The sequence below is a fragment of the Arthrobacter ginkgonis genome (assembly GCF_039540195.1).
Classification (GTDB): Bacteria; Actinomycetota; Actinomycetes; order Actinomycetales; family Micrococcaceae; genus Zafaria; species Zafaria ginkgonis.
The window spans coordinates 1-19571 of record NZ_BAABEO010000018.1 but is presented as its reverse complement, the minus strand read 5'-3'; the positions used below and the strand labels follow the sequence as shown (position 1 = coordinate 19571).

Here is a 19571-nt window from a genome sequence, read left to right as displayed (position 1 = left end):
CGTGTCCCGGTGCCGCTTTCCTAGTGCGGGGCGCCCTCAGGGCGCAGGACCGCGCGGAGTTCGTCCTCGGCGGCGATCGTGGAGATGAAGAACAGCTCGTCCCCGCCCTCGATCACGTCGTCGGGGCTGGGGGTGATCGGCGCCTCGTCGCGCAGGATCGCCACCACCGTGGCGTCCGCCGGCCACCGAACCTGCCCGATCGTGCGTCCGATCAGCCGGGCGTCCTGGGGGACCGTGAAGGAGACCAGCGAGGCCACGCCCGTCTGCAGGGTCAGCAGGCGCACCACGTCGCCGATCTCCACCGCCTCCTCGACCAGGGCGGTCATCAGGCGCGGAGTGCTGACGGCGACGTCCACGCCCCAGGCGTCGTCGAACATCCAGTCGTTCTTCGGGTTGTTCACCCGGCCCACGGTGCGGCCGACGCCGAACTCGCTCTTGGCCAGCAGGGACACCACCAGGTTGACCTTGTCGTCGCCGGTGGCGGAGACGACGACGTCGACCTCGTCCATGTGCGCGTCCTTGAGGATGCTCAGTTCGCAGGCGTCGCCGAACAGCCAGCGCGCCCCCTGCACCCCGCTGCGCCCGACGACCTCGGGCTTCTCGTCGATGAGCAGGACCTCGTGCCCGTGGGCCAGGAGCTCCTTGGCGATCGAGGATCCGACGCTTCCCGCGCCGGCGATGATGACCTTCATGGCTGCTCCGTATTCGTCAGGGGCGCGGCGTTCATGCCGGTTCGGGGGTGGGGGCGGGGGCGCCGGAGAGGATGCGGTCGATGTCCCCGGTCGCGGCGACCGGCATCATGGCGTGCAGGACGTCCCCCTGCTGCAGTCGGGTCTCCGGGGTCGGCAGCATGCCCTCGCCGAACCGGGTCAGGTAGGCCACGCGGATCCCGGCGGCCGCTTCGATCTCGCCCAGGCTGTGCCCGTACCAGCCGTCGTGCACGCCCACCTCGCCCAGGATCAGGCGGCCGGAGGCCTCGCGGAAGTCGCCCTTGATGCCCTGCTCGGGAAGGATTCGGCGCAGCACCTGGTCGGCGCTCCAGCGGACGGCGGCGACCGTGGGAATGCCCAGGCGCTGGTAGATCTCCGCGCGTCCGGGGTCGTAGATGCGCGCCACCACGTGCGGAACGTGGTAGGTCTCGCGGGCCACGCGCGTGGCCAGGATGTTGGAGTTGTCGCCGCTGGACACCGCGGCGAAGGCGTAGGCGCTGCCGATGTCCGCGCGTTCCAGGGTGTCCCGGTCGAAGCCGACGCCGGTGACCTTGCGCCCGGCGAAGCCGCGGCGCAGCCGGCGGAAGGCGCGCTCGTCCTGGTCGATGATCGCGACCGTGTGGCCGTCGTCGTCCAGCGTGTGGGCGAGCGTGACGCCGACGCGTCCGCAACCCATGATGACGAAGTGCGCCATTGTCGGCCCCCAATGCGTGCAAGGAAGGTGCCCGGCCCTGATGCCGGATCGGTTTCGGTCCGCTTCCCAGTCTCCCATGGAACGCGCACGTCCGGGCGGCGTGCCGGCGGGTGCCGGAGTATGACACGGACGCACCGCGCGGGTACCGTGGTTCGGTGTTGACGTTTCTCGACGCGCTCAAGCGCGTCCTGGTCGGGCGGCCGTTCCGCACCGAACGCCTCAGGCAGGCACCCCTGCGCAAGCGGCTGGCCTTTCCGCTGCTCTCCTCCAACGCGCTGTCCTCGGTGGCGTACGCCCCGGACGAGGTGCTGCTGACGCTGGCGATCGCCGGCGTCGCCGCGATCTCGCTCTCGCCGCTGGTCGGGGTCGCCGTCATGGCCGTGATGCTGGTCATCATCGCCTCCTACCGCCAGTCAGTGCGGGCCTACCCGTCCGGCAAGGGCGATTACGAGATCGCCTCCGTCAACCTCGGCCCGGCCGCCGGCACCACCGTCGCGGCGGCCCTGCTGGTGGACTTCGTGCTCACCGTCGCGGTGTCCGTCTCCTCGGCCGCCCACTACGTGGTCGCCTCGCTGCCCGGCCTGGCCGGGCAGGAGAGGCTGCTGGCGGGGGCGGGCGTGGTGTTGCTGGTGCTGCTGAACCTGCGCGGCCTGGGCCGCTCCCGCCTCGGCAACGCCCTGCCCACCTACTTCTTCGTCGGCGCGCTGCTGGTGATGATCGCCGTCGGCGGCATCGCGGCCGCCGCGGGGACCCTCGGACGCGCCCCGAGCGCGGGTTTCGAGATCGTCCCGGAGGAGGGCTTCGAGGCCGGACTGACCGGCTTCTTCGGGGCCCTGCTGGTGCTGCGCGCGTTCTCCACCGGCTCCGCGGCGCTGACGGGCATCGAGGCGCCCATCAGCAACGTGCCCACGCTCGCCCCGCCGCGGGCCCGCAACGCCGGCCGGATCCTGGTGATGATCGGCGCCGTGGCCGCCGTGCTGACGCTGGGCACCATGTTCCTGGCCCGCGCCGCCGGCGTGCACGTCGTCGAGGACCCGGCCGAGAACCTGCGCCTGGACGGTGGACCGATCCCGGCGGACTACATCCAGAACCCGGTGCTCGGGCAGCTGGCCCAGTCGGTGTTCGGCGCCGGCAGCCCCGCCTTCCACCTGATCGTGCTCGCCACGGTCCTGGTCCTGCTGATGGCCGCCCACACCAGCTTCACCTCCTTCCCGAACCTCACCTCCCACCTCGCCGTCGACGGATTCATGCCGCGCCAGCTGCGCACCCGCGGCGACCGGCTGGGCTTCAGCAACGGGATCGTGGCGCTGGGCATCGCCGCCCTGGCGCTGGTCCTGGCCTTCGGGGCCAACGTCGCCTCGCTGGTCCAGCTCTACGTGGTGGGCGTGTTCGTCTCCTTCACCCTCAGCCAGCTCGGCATGCTCCGCCACTGGGGCGTGGCCCTGAACGCCACCGCCGACCGCCGGGTCAGGCTGCGGCTGATGCGCTCGCGGGTGCTGACCCTGGCCGGCTTCGTCCTGACCGCGATCGTGCTGGTGATCGTCCTGGTCACCCGGTTCACGCACGGGGCATGGCTGGCCGTGCTCGGCATCGGCGTGCTCTACCTGGCCATGGACTCCATCCACCGGCACTACGTCGCCGTCGACCGCGAACTGGCGATCGACCCCGACTCCGCCGCGACCGCCCTGCCCTCCCGGGTCCACGCGCTGATCCTGGTGTCCACGCTGCGCAAGCCGGTGCTGCGCGCCGTCGCCTTCGCCCGGGCCAGCCGCCCGTCCAAGCTGGACGCGGTGATCGTGGACATCGACGCGCAGCAGACCGCCCGGACGCTCGAGGAGTGGGACCGGCTCCAGCTGCCCGTGCCGGTCACCGTGCTGGCCTCTCCCTACCGCGAGATCGCCGCCCCGATCGTGGACCACATCAAGGCCATCCGGCGCGAATCCCCGCACGACCTGGTGGTCGTCTACATCCCCGAATACGTGGTGGGCCGCTGGTGGGAGCAGTTGGTCCACAACCAGACGGCGCTGCGCATCAAGGCGCGGCTGCACTTCGAGCCCGGCGTGGTGGTCGCCAGCGTGCCTTGGCGCCTGGCCTCCAGCGCGGACGCCGTGGCCGAACCCGCCGGGGGCGCCGCGCGCGTCCCCGCCCCCAACCGGCGAAAGGCCCTTGAATGACCCACACCACCATCGACCCGCGCGTGGCCGACCCGCGCACCGTCGAACTGCGGATCGGCGCGCCCGCGCACGGCGGCCACTGCGTCGCCCGGCACGAGGGGCGCGTCGTCTTCGTCCGCCACGCCCTGCCCGGGGAACTGGTGCGCGCACGGCTGACCGAGTGCGCCGAGGAGGCCCGCTTCTGGCGGGCCGACACGGTCGAGGTGCTGGAGGCCTCCGAGCACCGGGTTGCGCACTTCTGGGCCGCGGCGGACGCCCTGGCGGCGGCCGCCGCCGGGCGGGCGCCCGTGGGCGGGGCGGAGTTCGGCCACGCCGAGCTGGGCCACCAGCGCGAGCTCAAGGGGCGCATCTTCCGCGAACAGCTCGTCCGGCTCGGCCGCACCGATCCCGACGCGGCAGGCTTCGCCGGCGTCGAGGTCCCTGACGGCGAACGCGCCGACGGCCTCGGCTGGCGCACCCGCGCCGCTTTCTCCGTGGACGACGCCGGCCGGCTGGCCATGAACGCGTTCCGCTCCAACGAGCTGGTGCCGGTGCGCGAGATGCCGCTGGCCGTCGACGCGGTGAACGCGCTGCGTCTGTGGGAGCTGCCGCTGCGCGGCCTGGCCCGCGTGGAGGTCGCCGTCCCCTCCGACGGGGGCGCGCCGCTGGTGCTCTTCGTCGAGCACGACGGCGGGACCCCGGGCCTGGCCGACCGCGCCGCCAAGCGCCTGGCCGAGGGGGTCTCCGCCGCGGCCATCACGCAGAAGGGCGGCTCGGCCTCCGACGGGCGCGGAACGCTGCGGCGGCTGCGCGGGCGCACCTGGCTGGGGGAGCGGGCCGCGGGGCACGCCTACCGGGTCACCGGAGAGGGCTTCTGGCAGATCCACCGGCTGGCCGCGGACACCCTGGCCGCCGCTGTCCTGCAGGACCTGGATCCGCGGCCGGGCCAGCGGCTGGCCGACCTCTACGCCGGCGCCGGGCTGTTCACCGCCCCGCTGGCCGATGCGGTCGGCGACGCGGGGCTGGTCCTGTCCATCGAGGGTGCCCCGGGCACCAGCCGCGACGCCCGCCGCAATCTCCACGGGGTCCCGCAGGCGCTCGTTTTGCAGGGCCGGGTGGAAAAGACCCTGGCCAAGTCCCTGCAAGAGCGCGCCCTGGCGGAGGGGACCGAAGCCGGCGGGCGGCTGGACGGGGTGGTGCTGGATCCGCCGCGCACCGGTGCGGGCAAGATGGCGGTGCGCCAGATCGCCCAGGCCGGCCCGGCGCGGATCAGCTACGTCTCCTGCGACCCGGCGTCCTTCGCGCGCGACGTGGCCGACTTCGGCCGCCAGGGCTACCGGCTGGAAAAGGTCCGCGTCCTCGACCTCTACCCGCACACCCACCACATGGAGACCGTCGGCCTGTTGGTGCGCGCCTAACCGCCCCCGGAAGGGGCGGCTAGGCCTCGATCCGCGCGAGCAGTTCGCGCAGCCGGTCCACCAGCGGCTGGCGGTCGGCGTTGCGGATCGAGTCCAGGAGCTCGTGCTCGATGCGCATGAGCTCGACGAACGCGGCGTCGACGAGCCGCCGCCCCTCCGGGTGCAGCTGCACCCGGACGATGCGCGCGTCGGCGACGTCCGCGGAGCGGCCCACCAGGCCCCGGGCCACCAGCCGGTCGATGCGGTTGGTCATGGTGCCTGAGGTGACGAGGTTTTCCTTGGCCAGCTGTCCGGCGGTCAGCGCGCCGTCCGGGGAGCGCCGGATGGCCGAGAGCACATCGAAGTCCCCGAGCTGCAGGCCGTGGACCGCCAGGGCGTTGCGGCGCAGGGCCTCGAAGCGCTGGGCCAGGCGGCCGATGCGGCTGAAGACGCCCATCGGTTCGACGTCCTCCGACGGCATCGCGCGCTGCCACCCGTCGATGATCTCGTCCACCGCATCCATGCGCCGCTCCATGTCCCGTTGATCCTTCATGTTGGTCCCGTCCGGACCACGGTATCTTGACATCAAGATATATGGAAAGTACGGTAATAATAAATTTTGATGTCAAGAGATCCCCTCCTGCGGGGGTCCGCAAAAAGGGTGCGCGGCTAGACTGGCAACAGCTCTGCCGCAATCCAAACCGGACGCTTGCCGCTAAGGCCCGCCTAACTGGCGGTGCGTCCGGACGGGCAACAAAGATGTGAATCTGGCGAGAGGAGTCCCACTGTGAGCAATGTGGATAGCTTCGGGGCCAAGGGCGTACTGGACGTCAATGGCAACGAATACGAGATTTTCCGGCTGAACGCCGTGGAGGGCGCGCAAAGCCTTCCCTACAGCCTCAAGGTTCTCTTGGAGAACCTGCTTCGCACCGAAGACGGCGCGAACATCACCGCGGACCACGTGCGCGCACTGGCCCAGTGGGACGAGAACGCGGAACCGAACACGGAGATCCAGTTCACCCCGGCCCGCGTCATCATGCAGGACTTCACCGGCGTTCCCTGCGTCGTCGACCTGGCCACCATGCGCGAGGCCGTGAAGGACCTCGGCGGCGACCCGACGCGCGTGAACCCGCTGGCTCCGGCCGAAATGGTCATCGACCACTCCGTGCAGATCGACGCCTTCGGCAACGCCGGGGCGCTCGAGCGCAACATGGAGATCGAGTACCAGCGCAACGGCGAGCGCTACCAGTTCCTGCGCTGGGGCCAGACCGCGTTCGACGACTTCAAGGTCGTCCCGCCGGGAACCGGCATCGTGCACCAGGTCAACATCGAATTCCTGGCCCGCACCGTTATGACCCGCGAGGTCGATGGCAAGCTGCGCGCTTACCCGGACACCTGCGTCGGCACCGACTCCCACACCACCATGGTCAACGGCCTGGGCGTGCTGGGCTGGGGCGTTGGCGGCATCGAGGCCGAGGCCGCGATGCTCGGCCAGCCGGTCTCCATGCTGATCCCGCGCGTGGTGGGCTTCAAGCTCAACGGCTCCATCCCGGCCGGCGCCACCGCGACCGACGTCGTGCTGACCATCACCGAGATGCTGCGCAAGCACGGCGTCGTCGGCAAGTTCGTCGAGTTCTACGGCGAGGGCGTCGCCCAGGTGCCGCTGGCCAACCGCGCCACCATCGGCAACATGAGCCCGGAGTTCGGCTCCACCGCCGCCATGTTCCCGATCGACGGCATCACCCTGGACTACCTGCGCCTGACCGGCCGCTCCGAGGAGAACATCGCCCTCGTCGAGGCCTACGCCAAGGAACAGGGCCTCTGGCACGATCCGTCCCGCGAGCTGCGCTTCTCCGAGTTCCTCGAGCTGGACCTGTCCACCGTGGTGCCCTCCATCGCCGGCCCGAAGCGCCCGCAGGACCGCATCGAGCTGACCAAGGCCAAGGACCAGTTCCGCAAGGACATCCACACCTACGCCCCGGGCGACGCCGACGCGCTGGGCCTGGGCCGTCCGTCCAAGGGCATCGACGTGAAGATGGCCGACGGCCGCGAATTCACGCTCGACCACGGCCTGGTGTCGATCGCCTCGATCACCTCCTGCACCAACACGTCCAACCCGTCCGTGATGCTGGCCGCCGCACTGCTGGCCCGCAACGCGGTCGAGAAGGGCCTGACCTCCAAGCCGTGGGTCAAGACCTCCGTCGCCCCGGGCTCGAAGGTCGTCACCGACTACTACGAGAAGTCCGGCCTGACCCCGTACCTGGAGAAGCTCGGCTTCTACATCGTCGGCTACGGCTGCGCCACCTGCATCGGCAACTCCGGCCCGCTGGAGCCGGAGATCTCCGAGGCCATCCAGGCCAACGACCTCGCCGCGACCGCCGTGCTCTCGGGCAACCGCAACTTCGAAGGCCGCATCAACCCGGACGTCAAGATGAACTACCTGGCCTCCCCGCCGCTGGTCATCGCCTACGCCCTGGCCGGCACCATGGACTTCGACTTCGAGGCCGACCCGCTGGGACAGGACGAGGCCGGCAACGACGTCTTCCTGAAGGACATCTGGCCGAACCCGACTGAGGTCCAGGCGACCATCGACTCCTCCATCGACGAGGAGATGTTCACCAAGGGCTACGCCGGCGTCTTCGACGGCGACGAGCGCTGGCGCGCGCTGGACACCCCGGCCGGCAACACCTTCGCCTGGGCCGAGGACTCCACCTACGTCCGCAAGCCCCCGTACTTCGAGGGCATGAAGGCGCAGCCGGACCCGGTCAAGGACATCCAGGGCGCCCGCGTCCTGCTGAAGCTGGGCGATTCGGTCACCACCGACCACATCTCCCCGGCGGGCTCCTTCAAGTCCGACACCCCGGCCGGCCAGTACCTGCTGGCCAACGGCGTGGACCGCAAGGACTTCAACTCCTACGGCTCCCGCCGCGGCAACCACGAGGTGATGATCCGCGGCACGTTCGCGAACATCCGCATCAAGAACCAGATCCTGGACAACGTCGAGGGCGGCTTCACCCGCGACTTCACCCAGGCGGGCGGCCCGCAGGCCTACGTCTACGACGCGGCCCAGAACTACGCCGCCGCCGGCACCGCGCTGGTGGTCCTGGCCGGCAAGGAGTACGGCTCCGGCTCGTCCCGCGACTGGGCCGCCAAGGGCACCGCGCTGCTGGGCGTCAAGGCCGTCGTCGCCGAGAGCTACGAGCGCATCCACCGCTCCAACCTCATCGGCATGGGCGTCCTGCCGCTGCAGTACCCGGCCGGCCAGTCCGCCGCGACCCTGGGCCTGACCGGCACCGAGACCTTCGCGGTCGAGGGTGTCACCGAGCTGAACAACGGCACCACGCCGAAGACGCTCAAGGTCACCGCCACCGCCGAGGACGGCACCGCCACCACGTTCGACGCGGTCCTGCGCATCGACACCCCGGGCGAGGCCGACTACTACCGCAACGGCGGCATCCTGCAGTACGTGCTGCGCCAGATCTCCGCTTCCTAGGCGTCGATCACCACCCGCAGGGGCGGGCGGCCGGACCACCGGCCGCCCGCCCCTGCGGCGTCCGCGGGGAGACCGGCCGCGGGCAGGCGGTAGGATTAACCATCGCTTCACGGATCGAAAGGACCCTTCCTGTGCCATTGCTTGAGACCATCCACGAGCCGCGCGACCTGCGCGGGCTGAGCATGGTCCAACTGCAGGACCTCGCACAGGAGATCCGTGAATTCCTGGTCGCGAACGTGTCCCGGACCGGCGGGCACCTGGGCCCCAACCTCGGCGTCGTCGAGCTGACGCTGGGCATCCACCGGGTCTTCGACTCCCCGAGCGACTCCGTCATCTTCGACACCGGCCACCAGTCCTACGTGCACAAACTGGTCACCGGCCGCCAGGACTTCTCCACGCTGCGCCAGCAGGGCGGGCTGGCCGGCTACCCCGAACGCGCGGAATCCGTGCACGACATCCTCGAAAGCTCGCACGCCTCCAGCTCCCTGTCCTGGGCCGACGGCGTCTCCCGGGCCCGGCGGCTGACCGGGGAGGGCGACCGCCACGTCGTCGCGCTGGTCGGCGACGGCGCGCTCACCGGCGGCATGGCCTGGGAGGCGGTCAACAACATCGCCGCCGACAAGGACCGCCGCGTCGTGATCGTGGTCAACGACAACGGCCGCTCCTACGCGCCCACCATCGGCGGGCTGGCCGACCAGCTGGCCGGGCTGCGCCAGACCCTGGACAAGGTCCGCACCCACCGCGCCTACGAGGGCGCCCTGGACTGGTGGAAGGCCAGGCTGCGAAGCGGCGGTCCCGCCCGCCGCTTCGCCTACAAGAGCCTGCATGCGGCCAAGAAGGGCATCAAGGACTGGTGGGCCCCCCAGGGCCTCTTCGAGGACCTGGGCATGAAGTACATCGGCCCCATCGACGGGCACAACATGGCCGCCGTCGAGGAGGCGCTGGCCCACGCGCGCAGCTACTCGGGTCCCGTGATCGTCCACGCCCTGACGGAGAAGGGGCGCGGCTACGCGCCGGCCCGGGCCGACGAGGCCGACCAGTTCCACGCCGTGGGCGTCATCGACCCGGAGACCGGCGAGTCCGTGGAGCGCCCGGACGCGCAGTCCTGGACCAGCGTCTTCGGCCAGGAGATCGCCGACATCGCCGACGAACGCCCCGACATCGTGGGCATCACCGGCGCCATGCTGATCCCGGTGGGCCTGAAGGAGATGGCCGAACGCCATCCCGAGCGCGTCTTCGACGTCGGCATCGCCGAGCAGCACGCGTTCGCCAGCGCCGCCGGGATGGCCTTCGGGGGCCTGCACCCGGTGGTGGCCGTCTACGCGACGTTCCTGAACCGCGCCTTCGACCAGCTCCTGATGGACGTCGCCCTGCACAAGGCCGGCGTCACCGTGGTCCTGGACCGCGCCGGGGTCACCGGCCCGGACGGGCCCAGCCACCACGGCATGTGGGACCTGTCGCTGCTGCAGATCATCCCGGGGTTGCACCTGGCCGCCCCGCGCGACGCCACCCGGCTGCGCGAGGAACTGCGCGAAGCGGTCGCCATCTCCGACGCGCCGACCGTGCTGCGCTTCTCCAAGGGGTCCGTCGGCGACGAGATCGAGGCCCTGGAGCGGCTCCACGACGGCGTCGACGTCCTGGCCCGCCACGGCGAAGGCGATCCGGACGTGCTGCTGGTCGGCGTCGGTTCCATGGCCGCCGTGGCGCTGGACGTCGCCGGGCGCCTGATGGCCCAGGGCATCGGCTCCACCGTGGTGGACCCGCGCTGGGTGCTGCCCGTGCCGCGTTCGATCGTGGGCCTGGCTGCGCGCCACCGGATCGTGGTGTGCATCGAGGACGGCGTGAAGGCCGGCGGCGTGGGCTCGCGCATCCGGCAGGAGATGCGCGAGGCCGGCGTGGACACGGCCCTGAACGAGGTGGGCCTGCCCGTGGAGTTCCTCAAGCACGGGTCCCGCAACCAGGTCCTCGCGCGTGTTGGCCTCACCGCCCAGCGGATCGCCCAGGACACCGTCGCCCAGGTGCTCGGCACCAAGGTCCCGTTCGCGCGCCCGCTGCCGGGGCAGGAAACGCCCACCGGCCAGATCCCGCGGCTGTGAGCGCGCCCCGCGGCCTGCCGCGCGAGCCCGCCGGTGCGCGGCCGGGGGACCTGGTGGTGGCCCGCGCGTGGAAGTACGACGGCGGCGCGCACTGGGTGGTGCCCGGCCGGTACCTGGGTGCCGACCGGCACGGCGACTGGGTCTTCCAGCCGCGCGGATCGCTCGTGTCCCGTCCGGGCCACGCCTTCCTGGCCGCGTCCGACGCCGTCTGCCTCTTCCCGCGCGACGGGGACTGGGTGGCGACCTTCTACGACGCAGGGCACCCGCGGAACCTGCGCGTGTACGTGGACATCGCCACCGACCTCGGCTGGCGTGCGCTGAGCCCGGCCGGGTGGGAGGCCAGTTCCATCGACATGGACCTTGACGTCCTGCTCTACGCCGGGGGCGAGGCCTACGTCGACGACGAGGACGAGTTCGCCGCGCACATCCTGGCCAAGCAGTATCCCGATGCGCTGGTCGAGGCCATGCGCGCGGCCTGCGCCGACGTCCACGCCTGGGTGGCCGCCGGGGCGGCCCCCTTCGACGGCATCGAGCAGTTGGACAGCCCTGAGCAGTTGGACAGCCCCGAAACGCCACGCGGCACCGGGAATTCCTCCGGCACCGCGGCCGCCTGGTTCGCCGCCGGCCGCGCCCAGACCCAGAATCACCCCATTCCCCCCACCAGCCAACCCACCATCCGGGAGACACCGTGAGCATTGCCCGCCTGTACCGCCGCGACGCCGAAGGCGTCCTTGAATTCCGCGAAGCCTGGTTCGACGTCGAGGACGGCGAGGCCACCGGCCAGTTCGTCGTCAACCGCGGCATTGCCGGCCACCAGTCCAAGACCGAGGAGGTCAAGGACGTGGCAGCCGACGCCGGTGAGACCCTGCTGGATGCCTTCGTGGAGCAATGCCTCGAGGACGGCTACGCCGAGATCCGCCCCGAGGACCAGCACTGGGTCATCGCCCAGTTCGCGCTGAAGTCTGTGGAAGGAACCCAGCGCGACCACTACCTCGAGGCCAAGGCCGCCGAGGCGCTGCGCGGCTTCCTGGGCTGGCGCGGCCTGGGCACCGTCGAATCCACCGACTTCGCCCCCCGCAAGCTGAACATCCGCATCCTCTCGCCGGAACCGGCCAAGGCCGTCGCCGCCGTCAAGGTCTGCATCAAGGACGCGGACCTGGACGTCACCAAGCTCTCCATCGGCGTGGCCCCGTATGCGGACCCGTCCGCGCTCAAGCAGAAGCACCCGCTGCCCGCCAAGGCCCCCTTCACGCTCGGCTAGCCGTACCGTCCCGCCCGCCCTCAGTCGTGGTGGCGGGCGGGGCGGGCGAACGGGAAGGCGATGACGTCGCGGATGGTGGTGCCGGTCAGCAGCATCACCAGCCGGTCCATCCCGATGCCCAGCCCGCCGGAGGGAGGCATTCCGGTCTCCAAGGCGTGGAGGAAGTCCTCGTCGACCTCCGCGGCCCCCGGGTCCCCGGCCGCGGCCCTCAGCGATTGGGCGGTCAGGCGTCGGCGCTGCTCCACCGGGTCGGTCAGTTCGGTGTAGGCGGTGCCGATCTCCATGCCGTTGGCCACCAGGTCCCAGCGTTCGGCCAGCCCGGGGGCGCGGCGGTGCGGGGCGGTGAGCGGGGAGGTCTCGGCGGGGAAATCGGTGTAGAAGGTGGGATGGATCGTGGCCGGTTCCACCAGTTTGGCGTAGAGCCCCTCCAGGACCGCCCCGGGGCCCATGCCCGGGCCGATCCGCACCCCGTGCTCCCGGGCCAGCTCGATCAACTCGTCGAAGTCGGTGTCGACCGACACCGGCCGGCCAAGCGCTGCGGAAACGGCCTCGGTGACGGTGACCACCGGCCAGGGCGCGGAAATGTCGGTGGGCACCGGGGACGCCGTCGGGTGGTGGACGTCCCGCAAGGGCAACCGGGCCGTTCCGTGGATGGCCGTGGCGGCGGTCCTGATCAGCCGCTCGGTCAGGACACGCATGTCGCGGTAGTCCGCGAAGGGGCGGTAGGCCTCCAGGGAAGTGAATTCGGGGTTGTGGGTGGCATCGGCACCTTCGTTGCGGAAGTTGCGCCCGATCTCGAAGATCGGCCCGGCCCCGGCCACCAGCAGCCGCTTCAGGTGCAGCTCCGGGGCGATGCGCAGCGTCAGGTCCGTCCCGTAGGCGTTGATGAAGGTGTGGAACGGGCGGGCGGAGGCCCCGCCGTGGACGGTGTGGAGCATCGGGGTTTCCACCTCCCGGTAGCCCTGCTCGGTAAGGAACGCGCGCACCGCGGCGACGGCCCGGGACCGCTGGACGAGCACCTGCAGGGCCTTGGTGCGTGCCAGCAGGTCCCCGGCACGGCGCCGGGACCGGTCTTCCGGATCCCGGAACCCGGCGAACGGCACCGGGTGCAGGGCCTTGGCCGCCACGGTCAGCCGGTGGACCAGCAGGGACGGGGTTCCGGTGCGGGAACTGCCCCGGGTGGCGTCGACGACGACGAGGTCGCCGGTGTCCAAGGCCTGGGACAGCAGCCGGAGCTGCCGGGCGCCCACCGCCTGGCGCTCAAGCACGGCCTGGACCGTGGTTCCGGCATCGGTTAGGTCCAGGAACAGCACGCCGCCGTGGTTGCGCAGGGCCCGGATTCGCCCGCAGGCCCGCACGGGACCTGCGGGGCCGTTCGCGGTGCCGACGTCGGCCACCGGGACGGCGGCGGGCAGGCCCACCGGGTAGGGATCCAGCCCGGCGTCTTCGAGCATCCGGGCATGGAGGATCCGGTGCCGCGTCTGCTGGGTGGGGCGCGGACCGGGCGCAACTTCCGGGGGCACCAGGCTTTCCAGGGCGCGCACCCGGTCCAGCCGTCCCTCGTCGAGGCGGTGGCTGGTGGGGCGCGGGGCGAACGGGTAGGGGAGCAGGCCCTCGGCCTGTGCGGCCGCGATGCCGACCTGCACCAGGGCCAAGGCGCCGTCGAAGCACAGGTAGCGCGGCACCCACTCGGGGGCGTACTTGGCGTTGGAGCGGTACAGGCTCTCGAGCTGGAAGAACCGTTCGAAGAAGCCCAACAATGACCTGTTGAGCCGGGTAATGCCGCCGGCCCCCAGGCGTTCGGCGTCGGCGAAGACCCTGCGGAACGCGGCGAAGTTCAGTGACACGGCTCGGATCCCGCGCCCCGGGGCATGGTCCATGAGTCCGGCGACCATCAGTTCGGTGGTGCCGTTGGGAGCGGTGGGGGACCGGCGCATCACGTCCAGGGACAGGCCCTGCCGCCCCCACGGCACGAAGGAGAGCAACCCCACCGCCGTGCCGTCCTCCTGGTGGGCGGTCACCACGACGCACTGCTCGTCGGCCGGATCCCCCCAACGGTTCAGGGCCATGGAAAACCCCCGATCCGGCTCTCCGCCACGCCAGGCGTCGGCCAGTTCCCCCAACGCGGCCAGTTCGGTGGGCTCGAGTTCACCGTGGTGGCGGATGCGCACGCTCAGCCCGCTGCGCCGGGCTCGGCGCACCGCCCGGCGCACGTCGGTCATCGAGGTGCTGGCCAGGGAGAACCGGTCGGTGTGAAGCACCGCCTCGTCCCCCAGGGCGGTCACCGCCAACCCGGTCGCGGCGTGGGCCCGGGCCCCGGCTTCGGAGGCCGCCAGCACGGCCGGCACCCACCCGTAGAGGCGCGCGCGGGCCTTCCACGCCGCCACGGCGCCCGGCCAGGAAGCCGGATCGCCCACCGGGTCCCCGGTGGCCAGGCACACTCCGGAGAGCACCCGGTAGGCCACTGCCGCGCGCCCGTCCGGCGAGAAGGCCAATTCCTTGTCCCGGCGGGTCGCGAAGTACCCCAGGGAGTCCTGCTCTCCGTAGCCTGCCAGCAGCCTTCGAAGGGCGACCTCCGCCTCGGAGGACCAGCCCTGGTTGCGCCGGACCGGGCGCAGGAAGACGTAGGCGGCCGCGACCAGGCTCGTCGCCAGCAGCAGCGAGGCCAGCACGGGGATCCACTCCGGCACCGCGTGGTGGAATCCCGCGCCCTCCGGCCGCACTCCCAGCGCCCGCAACAGGGCCCCGCCCAGCACCGTCCAGTCCTCCACGGCGGTGTCGGTGGCGGCAAGAAGCAGCACGTGGGTGAGGGCCACCGACACCACGGTCCCGCCCAGCAGGGTCAGCGCGGCGGCGGCACCGGCGCCGGGCCTGCTGCGGGCCGGAAACGCCTCGCGCACCCACCAGCACAGCCACAGGGCCGCCAACGCAACCACCACGCCCAGGACCTCCAGGGCCACGTCCAAGGCGTCCAACGGCGGGGTGGGGGCCGGTTCCAGGCCGAAACCCCACACCCTTGCAAGGACCCCGGCGGAAACCAGCAGCCCCACCACCTCGAACAGGGCCACCACCACCAGGGCAACCCGCTTTCGCCTCAGCAGCGCCCCGGTGAGCAGGACCAGCACCACCACCGAGACCAGCGAGGGGCTCACCGGGACGTTGAGCGCCCCCAGCACCACTGTCGGCCAGTAGGCGAAGGAGGGGCGCAGCAGATGCGCCGCCCAAAGCGCCACGGACAGCACGCAGGCCAAGGCGTAGACCCACACGATGAGCTTCGCCCACCGCTCCTTGCCCGGGTGCGCCGGCCCGGGGACGGGCCCGGCGGCGACGGCGGACGGCGCTGGACGGGGCGACCCCGAAGCGCTCCCGGGGGCGGATCCTTTGGGCAGGATCACCGTCTCCGCCGCGCCTCGGACCGATCTTCCGGCGGCCCTGCGGGTAGTGGCCCCAGACCCACCTGAACCATGAGATGCCCTCCTTCCCGCGGAGACTTGGCTTTACCTTAGGGGCGGCCGCGACCGTACGCTAGGGCGGCCCAAACCGGCCATGACGAGCGCGAGCCGACGCGGCGCCCGACTCCGTGTCCGGGGCAGAACCTTTCGCCCGCCCCGATACGCACCCCTGCGACAGGAAACCAGGACACCTGCCACTGACCGCCGGGAAGCTGGCGGCATTGTGCGGACCGATCCGGCTTCCTAGGGTGGTGCCCGTCTGGGGAAAATGCACGACATTCAAGCCCATTGGTCCGCTGGTTCCTGCTGCAAGGAAGAAGTCATGCGCCATCGCTCGCACCCGTCCTCATCCGCCCTGACACCGACCACCATGCCACCGACCCGGCCGGTGTCCGTCCCGGAAAAGTCCAGCCGTCTCCGGAAGGGACGATCGGCCTTCCGGGGGTTCGTGGTCCTTGCCGCCTCCGCGGCGCTGCTGCTGGGAGGCATGCCGGCCGTCGGCGCCGCGTCCCCGGCCGTCGCGACGGCCCTGCCCTCGCGCTCGTCAGTCGTGCAGGCGGCCAGGTCGGCGATCGACTACTTCTATGCGAACGGCGGCGGCGCGACCGCGGATGCCGGGTGGAGGTGGACCCCGTATTTCATGGGTGTCGACGCGCTCTACCGACAGACCGCGGACCCGAAGTACCGTCAGTGGCTGCAATCCTGGGGAGATCGCAACGGGTGGATCGCGGACGCCCCCGAGAGCCCCACCTCCAACCCCGACAGCCGCGCGGCGATCCAGGTCTGGTACGACTCGGTCGACCTCGGGGTCAGCGCCAACCTCGCGCCCTCCGATGCCTTCATGCGCCAGGATCTCGCCTTGCCCGCGAACCGCTACTGGTGGGTGGACTCGATGTTCATGGGGCTCCCGCTGTGGCCGCGGTGGGCGAACCGCACCGGCAATTCCGCGTACCAGGCCAAGCCCGCACAGTTCTACACGTTCCTCAAGAACGACGGCGAGACGCCGGTCCGGCCCGGATGCACGGCCAACGGGCTCTTCGACCCAACCGAGAACCTGTGGTGGCGGGACTGCAGGTACGTGGCCCAGCGCGACGCACTCGGCCATAAGGTGCTGTGGGCGCGGGGCAACGGCTGGGTGATCGGCGCGATGGCCCGGATGCTCATGGCTGTCCCGCCCGCGGACCCGCAGTACGCCGAATACCGATCGATGCTGCAGAAAATGGCGGCCCGGCTCGTGCCGCTGCAGGGCAGCGACGGCATGTGGCGCAGCAGCCTGCTCAGTCCGTCGCTGTACCCCGCGCCAGAGACCAGCGCAACGGCCCTGTTCGTCTACGCGATGGCCTATGGCATCCGCACCGGGGTACTTGACCGGGACACCTACCTGCCCGTCGTGACACGGGCCTGGACAGGGCTGAGCACGATCTCCCTCAAGAGCACCGGGTTCGTCTCCAACTGCCAGGGAGTGGGCGAGGCTCCGGCCGCCCCGAGCACCACGATCTCCATCGCGTACTGCGTCGGTGCGTTCGCGCTCGCCGCGTCCGAGGTCGCCAAGCTGAGCGGACTCCTCGCGTCCGATTCCTTCGGCCGCACGGTCGCCAACGGTTTGGGCGCGGCGGAGACGGGCGGCGCGTGGACACTTTCCGGGACCGCGGCGAACTTCGCCGTCAACGGCGGCAGCGCCAGGGTCACAACGCCTGCCGGCGCCACCCGATACGCGTTCCTCAACGGCGTCTCCAGCCAGGACACCGAGTTGAGCGCCACCGTCAGCTTTGCCCGGCCAGCCAGCGGCAGCCTCTACTTCGGGGTTCTCGGGCGGCGGGTCGGGACCGCGGAGTATGGCGCGAGGGCCGTCGTCGCGTCGGGCGGCAGCGTGCAGCTGCAGGTGCGGCGAAGCACGACGACGCTGCGCGCCATCACGGTGCCGGGGCTCGCCTTCGCGAGCGGCAACCGGCTGCGCCTCCGACTCCAGGTGGTCGGTGCGTCGCCGACCACGATCCGGGCGAAGGTGTGGAAGCTCGGCACGCCCGAGCCGACCACATGGCAGATCACCACGACCGACTCCACCGCGGGCCTCCAGGCCGCGGGAACGATGGGGTTCTACAGCTACTTCAGCAGCGGCGCGAGTCCGGCGTCGCTCGTCGTGTCCGTCGACGACGTGTGGGCGGGAACGACCGGATAACTGCAGGCGATTAGAGTAGCGGCCACTCTGGTGGCCGCCGGTACCTGCGGATAGCTTGTGGACACTTTCACCCGAGGTACAGTCCGCAAGTGAGGGGTAGGGCATGCGCAAGATCTTCGCCGCAGTTGGCGCCGTCGTCGCTCTCATCGCACCGGCGGCGGTGCCGGCATCCGGAGCCAGCTTCGATGCGATAAAAACCAATGATGCGGTCATTGAAACCTTCGTTAACCGGGCAGGCGCGCCTGCCGGGCAATTCACGGCGCGCTTCAAGATCGAGGCCCGGGACAGGACCCCGATTGGCAGGGTGGTCGATGCGCAGGGCTCCCTGCGCTACGACATCCTGGACTACAAGGGCAGGAAGACCGGCAAGCACGGATCCGCCGAGATCCTGTGTGTCTCCGTAGTCAAGGGATCCGGATCCAGAATCGGCACGGCAAATGTCATTGGATGGGTGAAGAACAGCAAGGTCCCCACCTCGATCCACGTGATATCCACCGACCTGGACAATGATGGGGTTTGGGAAAGCGCCAGCGCCATTCTGCGGATCGAGGAGACCTTCAGCCGCGAAGACCTGGCCGGGCTGTGTTTTGGCGCTACCGCGGAGCCCTTGCTGAAAGGAACCATCAAAGCCTTCGATGGCGCCGACCGCTCGCCTGCGTCCTAACGTATCCACCCGTCGGGCAATTCCAGGCCGACGCAATTGGCCTGTGTCATCCATCGTGAACTTTCTGGCACTCTCAGGCGCGGTGACGCGCCGGTTCCGCAGGAGGAAGACATGCCCAGGAAACGCGCATCCACCGTTGCCGCACTCGCCATCACCTTTGCCTTGGGCGTCGCTCCGGCCGCCGCCGCGTCGTCCCCGTCCACCCACCCATCGAGCGCATCCGCCTCGAGCCATTCCGTGAACAAGCCCTCGGCGAAGGCCATCGTGAAAACGGGACCGGCCACCGCAACCGCCGACAATGGCGGCAGGCTCGAGGCACGGTTCACCGTCACGGGCTTCGGCGCCTTCGAAGCTGGCGGTCTGGCGTTTGGCGGCACGCTCGCCGGCAAGGTGATCAGCCCGTCCGGGCAGGTGCTTGGCAGGTTCGTGGACGAGGGGTTCTTCATGTTCATTCCGGCACATGAGGTCAACGCCACCTGCAGCAGGTTCAGCGTCTTGCTCACCAACGTCATTCGGCTCAACGGCGTACGCTACGACGTCCACGCCAGTGCCGTGGTTGCCGAGAAGCCTGGCAGATCCAATGACCCGGGCACTGCGTTGTGCGATGTCGCCTTCCTCATCGGCCCCGGGGAGGACCCAGACGGTGCGGCCGCCCTGCTCAACCGGATCGTGAAGGTTGCTTCCTGACGCAGCCTCCCCGAACACCGAGTTTCGCCGGCCCGCCATTGCGCGGACCTGCAGGCGGCGCCGTTTCCGTCGTTTTTCTGCCACTTCCAACCCTGATGAGTTCAGAACGGTGGCGTCTCGGCACTGCCGTCGTCGGTGTCGGGGGAGTCCCATCCGGTGCGGCGGGATGCGGTTCGGGGTGCGGGCCGCGGGGTGGCGGTTTGAGCGGATGGGCGCTCGCCGGGGAGGGCGAAGTCTCCACTCTCGTGCCGTGACGTGGTGGCGTGGTGCTGCCGTGTTGGGGGTTGGTGATGTTTTGGCGCATCGTGGGGCTGGGTGTCCTGGGGTGGGTCGTGGTGGTGGCCGGTGTCTTGCCAGGGCAGGGGTGGGTCGGTGCGGTAGGTGCGTCCTGCGGGTGAGGTGAATTCGAGGGTGCGGTCCGCTCCGATGCGGGTTTTCCAGAGGCCGAGGGTCTTGTAGGTGTGGTGCTTGCGGCACAGGCTGGCGAGGTTGCCCAGTTCGGTGGGTCCGCCGTGGTGGTGTTCGTGGACGTGGTCGGGTTCGCAGGCCAGCGCGTTGCGGCGGCAGCCGGGGAAGCGGCAGGTTTGGTCGGCGGCCCAGAGGGCGCGGCGCTGGGCGGGGGTGGGGCGGTAGCGGTGGTGGTCCATGCCGACCACGGCCAGGGATCCGGGTGTGGCGTAGAGGCGGGTCCAGGTGGGGGTTTGGGCGGCCAGGCGGCGGGCGGAGGCGTCGTCGATGGGCCCGTGGCCGTTCAGTTCGGCCGCCCGGTGGCCCTCGCCGGGGAT

At 70.8% G+C, this 19571-nt stretch carries 14 protein-coding genes; 9 read left to right on the top strand and 5 right to left on the bottom strand.

Annotation, left to right across the window (positions count from 1 at the left end):
- Positions 1-20: 20 nt before the first annotated feature.
- On the bottom strand, positions 21-692 hold the full coding sequence (locus ABD912_RS13040) for a potassium channel family protein (RefSeq protein WP_345151357.1): 672 nt from the start codon (positions 690-692) through the stop codon (positions 21-23).
- Between the two features lie 31 nt (positions 693-723).
- Entirely contained in the window at positions 724-1404 is a 681-nt protein-coding gene (locus ABD912_RS13035; RefSeq protein WP_345151355.1) for a potassium channel family protein, read from the bottom strand.
- A gap of 155 nt (positions 1405-1559) precedes the next feature.
- On the opposite strand from ABD912_RS13035, the gene ABD912_RS13030 reads away from it, so the two are divergent.
- Together ABD912_RS13030 and ABD912_RS13025 are read left to right on the top strand one after the other, a co-directional pair.
- On the top strand, positions 1560-3578 hold the full coding sequence (locus ABD912_RS13030; RefSeq protein ID WP_345151354.1) for an APC family permease: 2019 nt from the start codon (positions 1560-1562) through the stop codon (positions 3576-3578).
- A complete protein-coding gene (locus ABD912_RS13025) occupies positions 3575-4975 on the top strand; it encodes a class I SAM-dependent RNA methyltransferase (RefSeq protein ID WP_345151353.1) in 1401 nt (466 codons plus the stop codon). Before ABD912_RS13030 ends, ABD912_RS13025 begins: the two co-directional genes overlap by 4 nt.
- A 19-nt stretch (positions 4976-4994) precedes the next feature.
- On the opposite strand, the gene ABD912_RS13020 is transcribed toward ABD912_RS13025, so the two are convergent.
- On the bottom strand, positions 4995-5507 hold the full coding sequence (locus tag ABD912_RS13020; RefSeq protein ID WP_345151352.1) for a MarR family winged helix-turn-helix transcriptional regulator: 513 nt from the start codon (positions 5505-5507) through the stop codon (positions 4995-4997).
- 234 nt (positions 5508-5741) lie between these two features.
- Here ABD912_RS13020 and acnA point away from each other — a divergent pair, with 234 nt between their 5' ends.
- From acnA to ABD912_RS13000, 4 genes are all read left to right on the top strand, one after another.
- Positions 5742-8447 carry an aconitate hydratase AcnA gene (gene acnA / locus ABD912_RS13015; protein WP_345151350.1) on the top strand — a complete coding sequence of 902 codons (2706 nt, stop codon included), beginning with the start codon at positions 5742-5744 and terminating at the stop codon, positions 8445-8447.
- 131 nt (positions 8448-8578) lie between these two features.
- On the top strand, positions 8579-10543 hold the full coding sequence (gene dxs / locus ABD912_RS13010) for a 1-deoxy-D-xylulose-5-phosphate synthase (protein WP_345151349.1): 1965 nt from the start codon (positions 8579-8581) through the stop codon (positions 10541-10543).
- On the top strand, positions 10540-11235 hold the full coding sequence (locus ABD912_RS13005) for a DUF402 domain-containing protein (protein WP_345151347.1): 696 nt from the start codon (positions 10540-10542) through the stop codon (positions 11233-11235). The genes dxs and ABD912_RS13005 overlap by 4 nt, the downstream gene beginning before the upstream one ends.
- The gene (locus ABD912_RS13000; protein ID WP_345151346.1) at positions 11232-11804 is read left to right on the top strand and encodes a hypothetical protein; all 573 of its coding nucleotides are present in this window, start codon (positions 11232-11234) and stop codon (positions 11802-11804) included. Before ABD912_RS13005 ends, ABD912_RS13000 begins: the two co-directional genes overlap by 4 nt.
- A 20-nt stretch (positions 11805-11824) precedes the next feature.
- Here ABD912_RS13000 and lysX read toward each other — a convergent pair whose 3' ends face one another.
- Positions 11825-15199, bottom strand: coding sequence for a bifunctional lysylphosphatidylglycerol synthetase/lysine--tRNA ligase LysX (lysX, locus tag ABD912_RS12995; protein ID WP_345151345.1), 3375 nt, complete (start codon positions 15197-15199; stop codon positions 11825-11827).
- Positions 15200-15578: 379 nt separating this feature from the next.
- Here lysX and ABD912_RS12990 point away from each other — a divergent pair, with 379 nt between their 5' ends.
- From ABD912_RS12990 to ABD912_RS12980, 3 genes are all read left to right on the top strand, one after another.
- The gene (locus ABD912_RS12990) at positions 15579-17435 is read left to right on the top strand and encodes a glycoside hydrolase family 88 protein (protein ID WP_345151344.1); all 1857 of its coding nucleotides are present in this window, start codon (positions 15579-15581) and stop codon (positions 17433-17435) included.
- A gap of 103 nt (positions 17436-17538) precedes the next feature.
- Positions 17539-18099: a hypothetical protein gene (locus ABD912_RS12985; protein WP_345151343.1), complete on the top strand. Its 561-nt coding sequence runs from the start codon at positions 17539-17541 to the stop codon at positions 18097-18099.
- A 237-nt stretch (positions 18100-18336) separates the two neighbouring features.
- A complete protein-coding gene (locus ABD912_RS12980; RefSeq protein WP_345151342.1) occupies positions 18337-18786 on the top strand; it encodes a hypothetical protein in 450 nt (149 codons plus the stop codon).
- 101 nt (positions 18787-18887) lie between these two features.
- Here ABD912_RS12980 and ABD912_RS12975 read toward each other — a convergent pair.
- Positions 18888-19571: HNH endonuclease signature motif containing protein (locus ABD912_RS12975; protein WP_345151340.1), on the bottom strand; the 684-nt coding region annotated here is incomplete at its 5' end.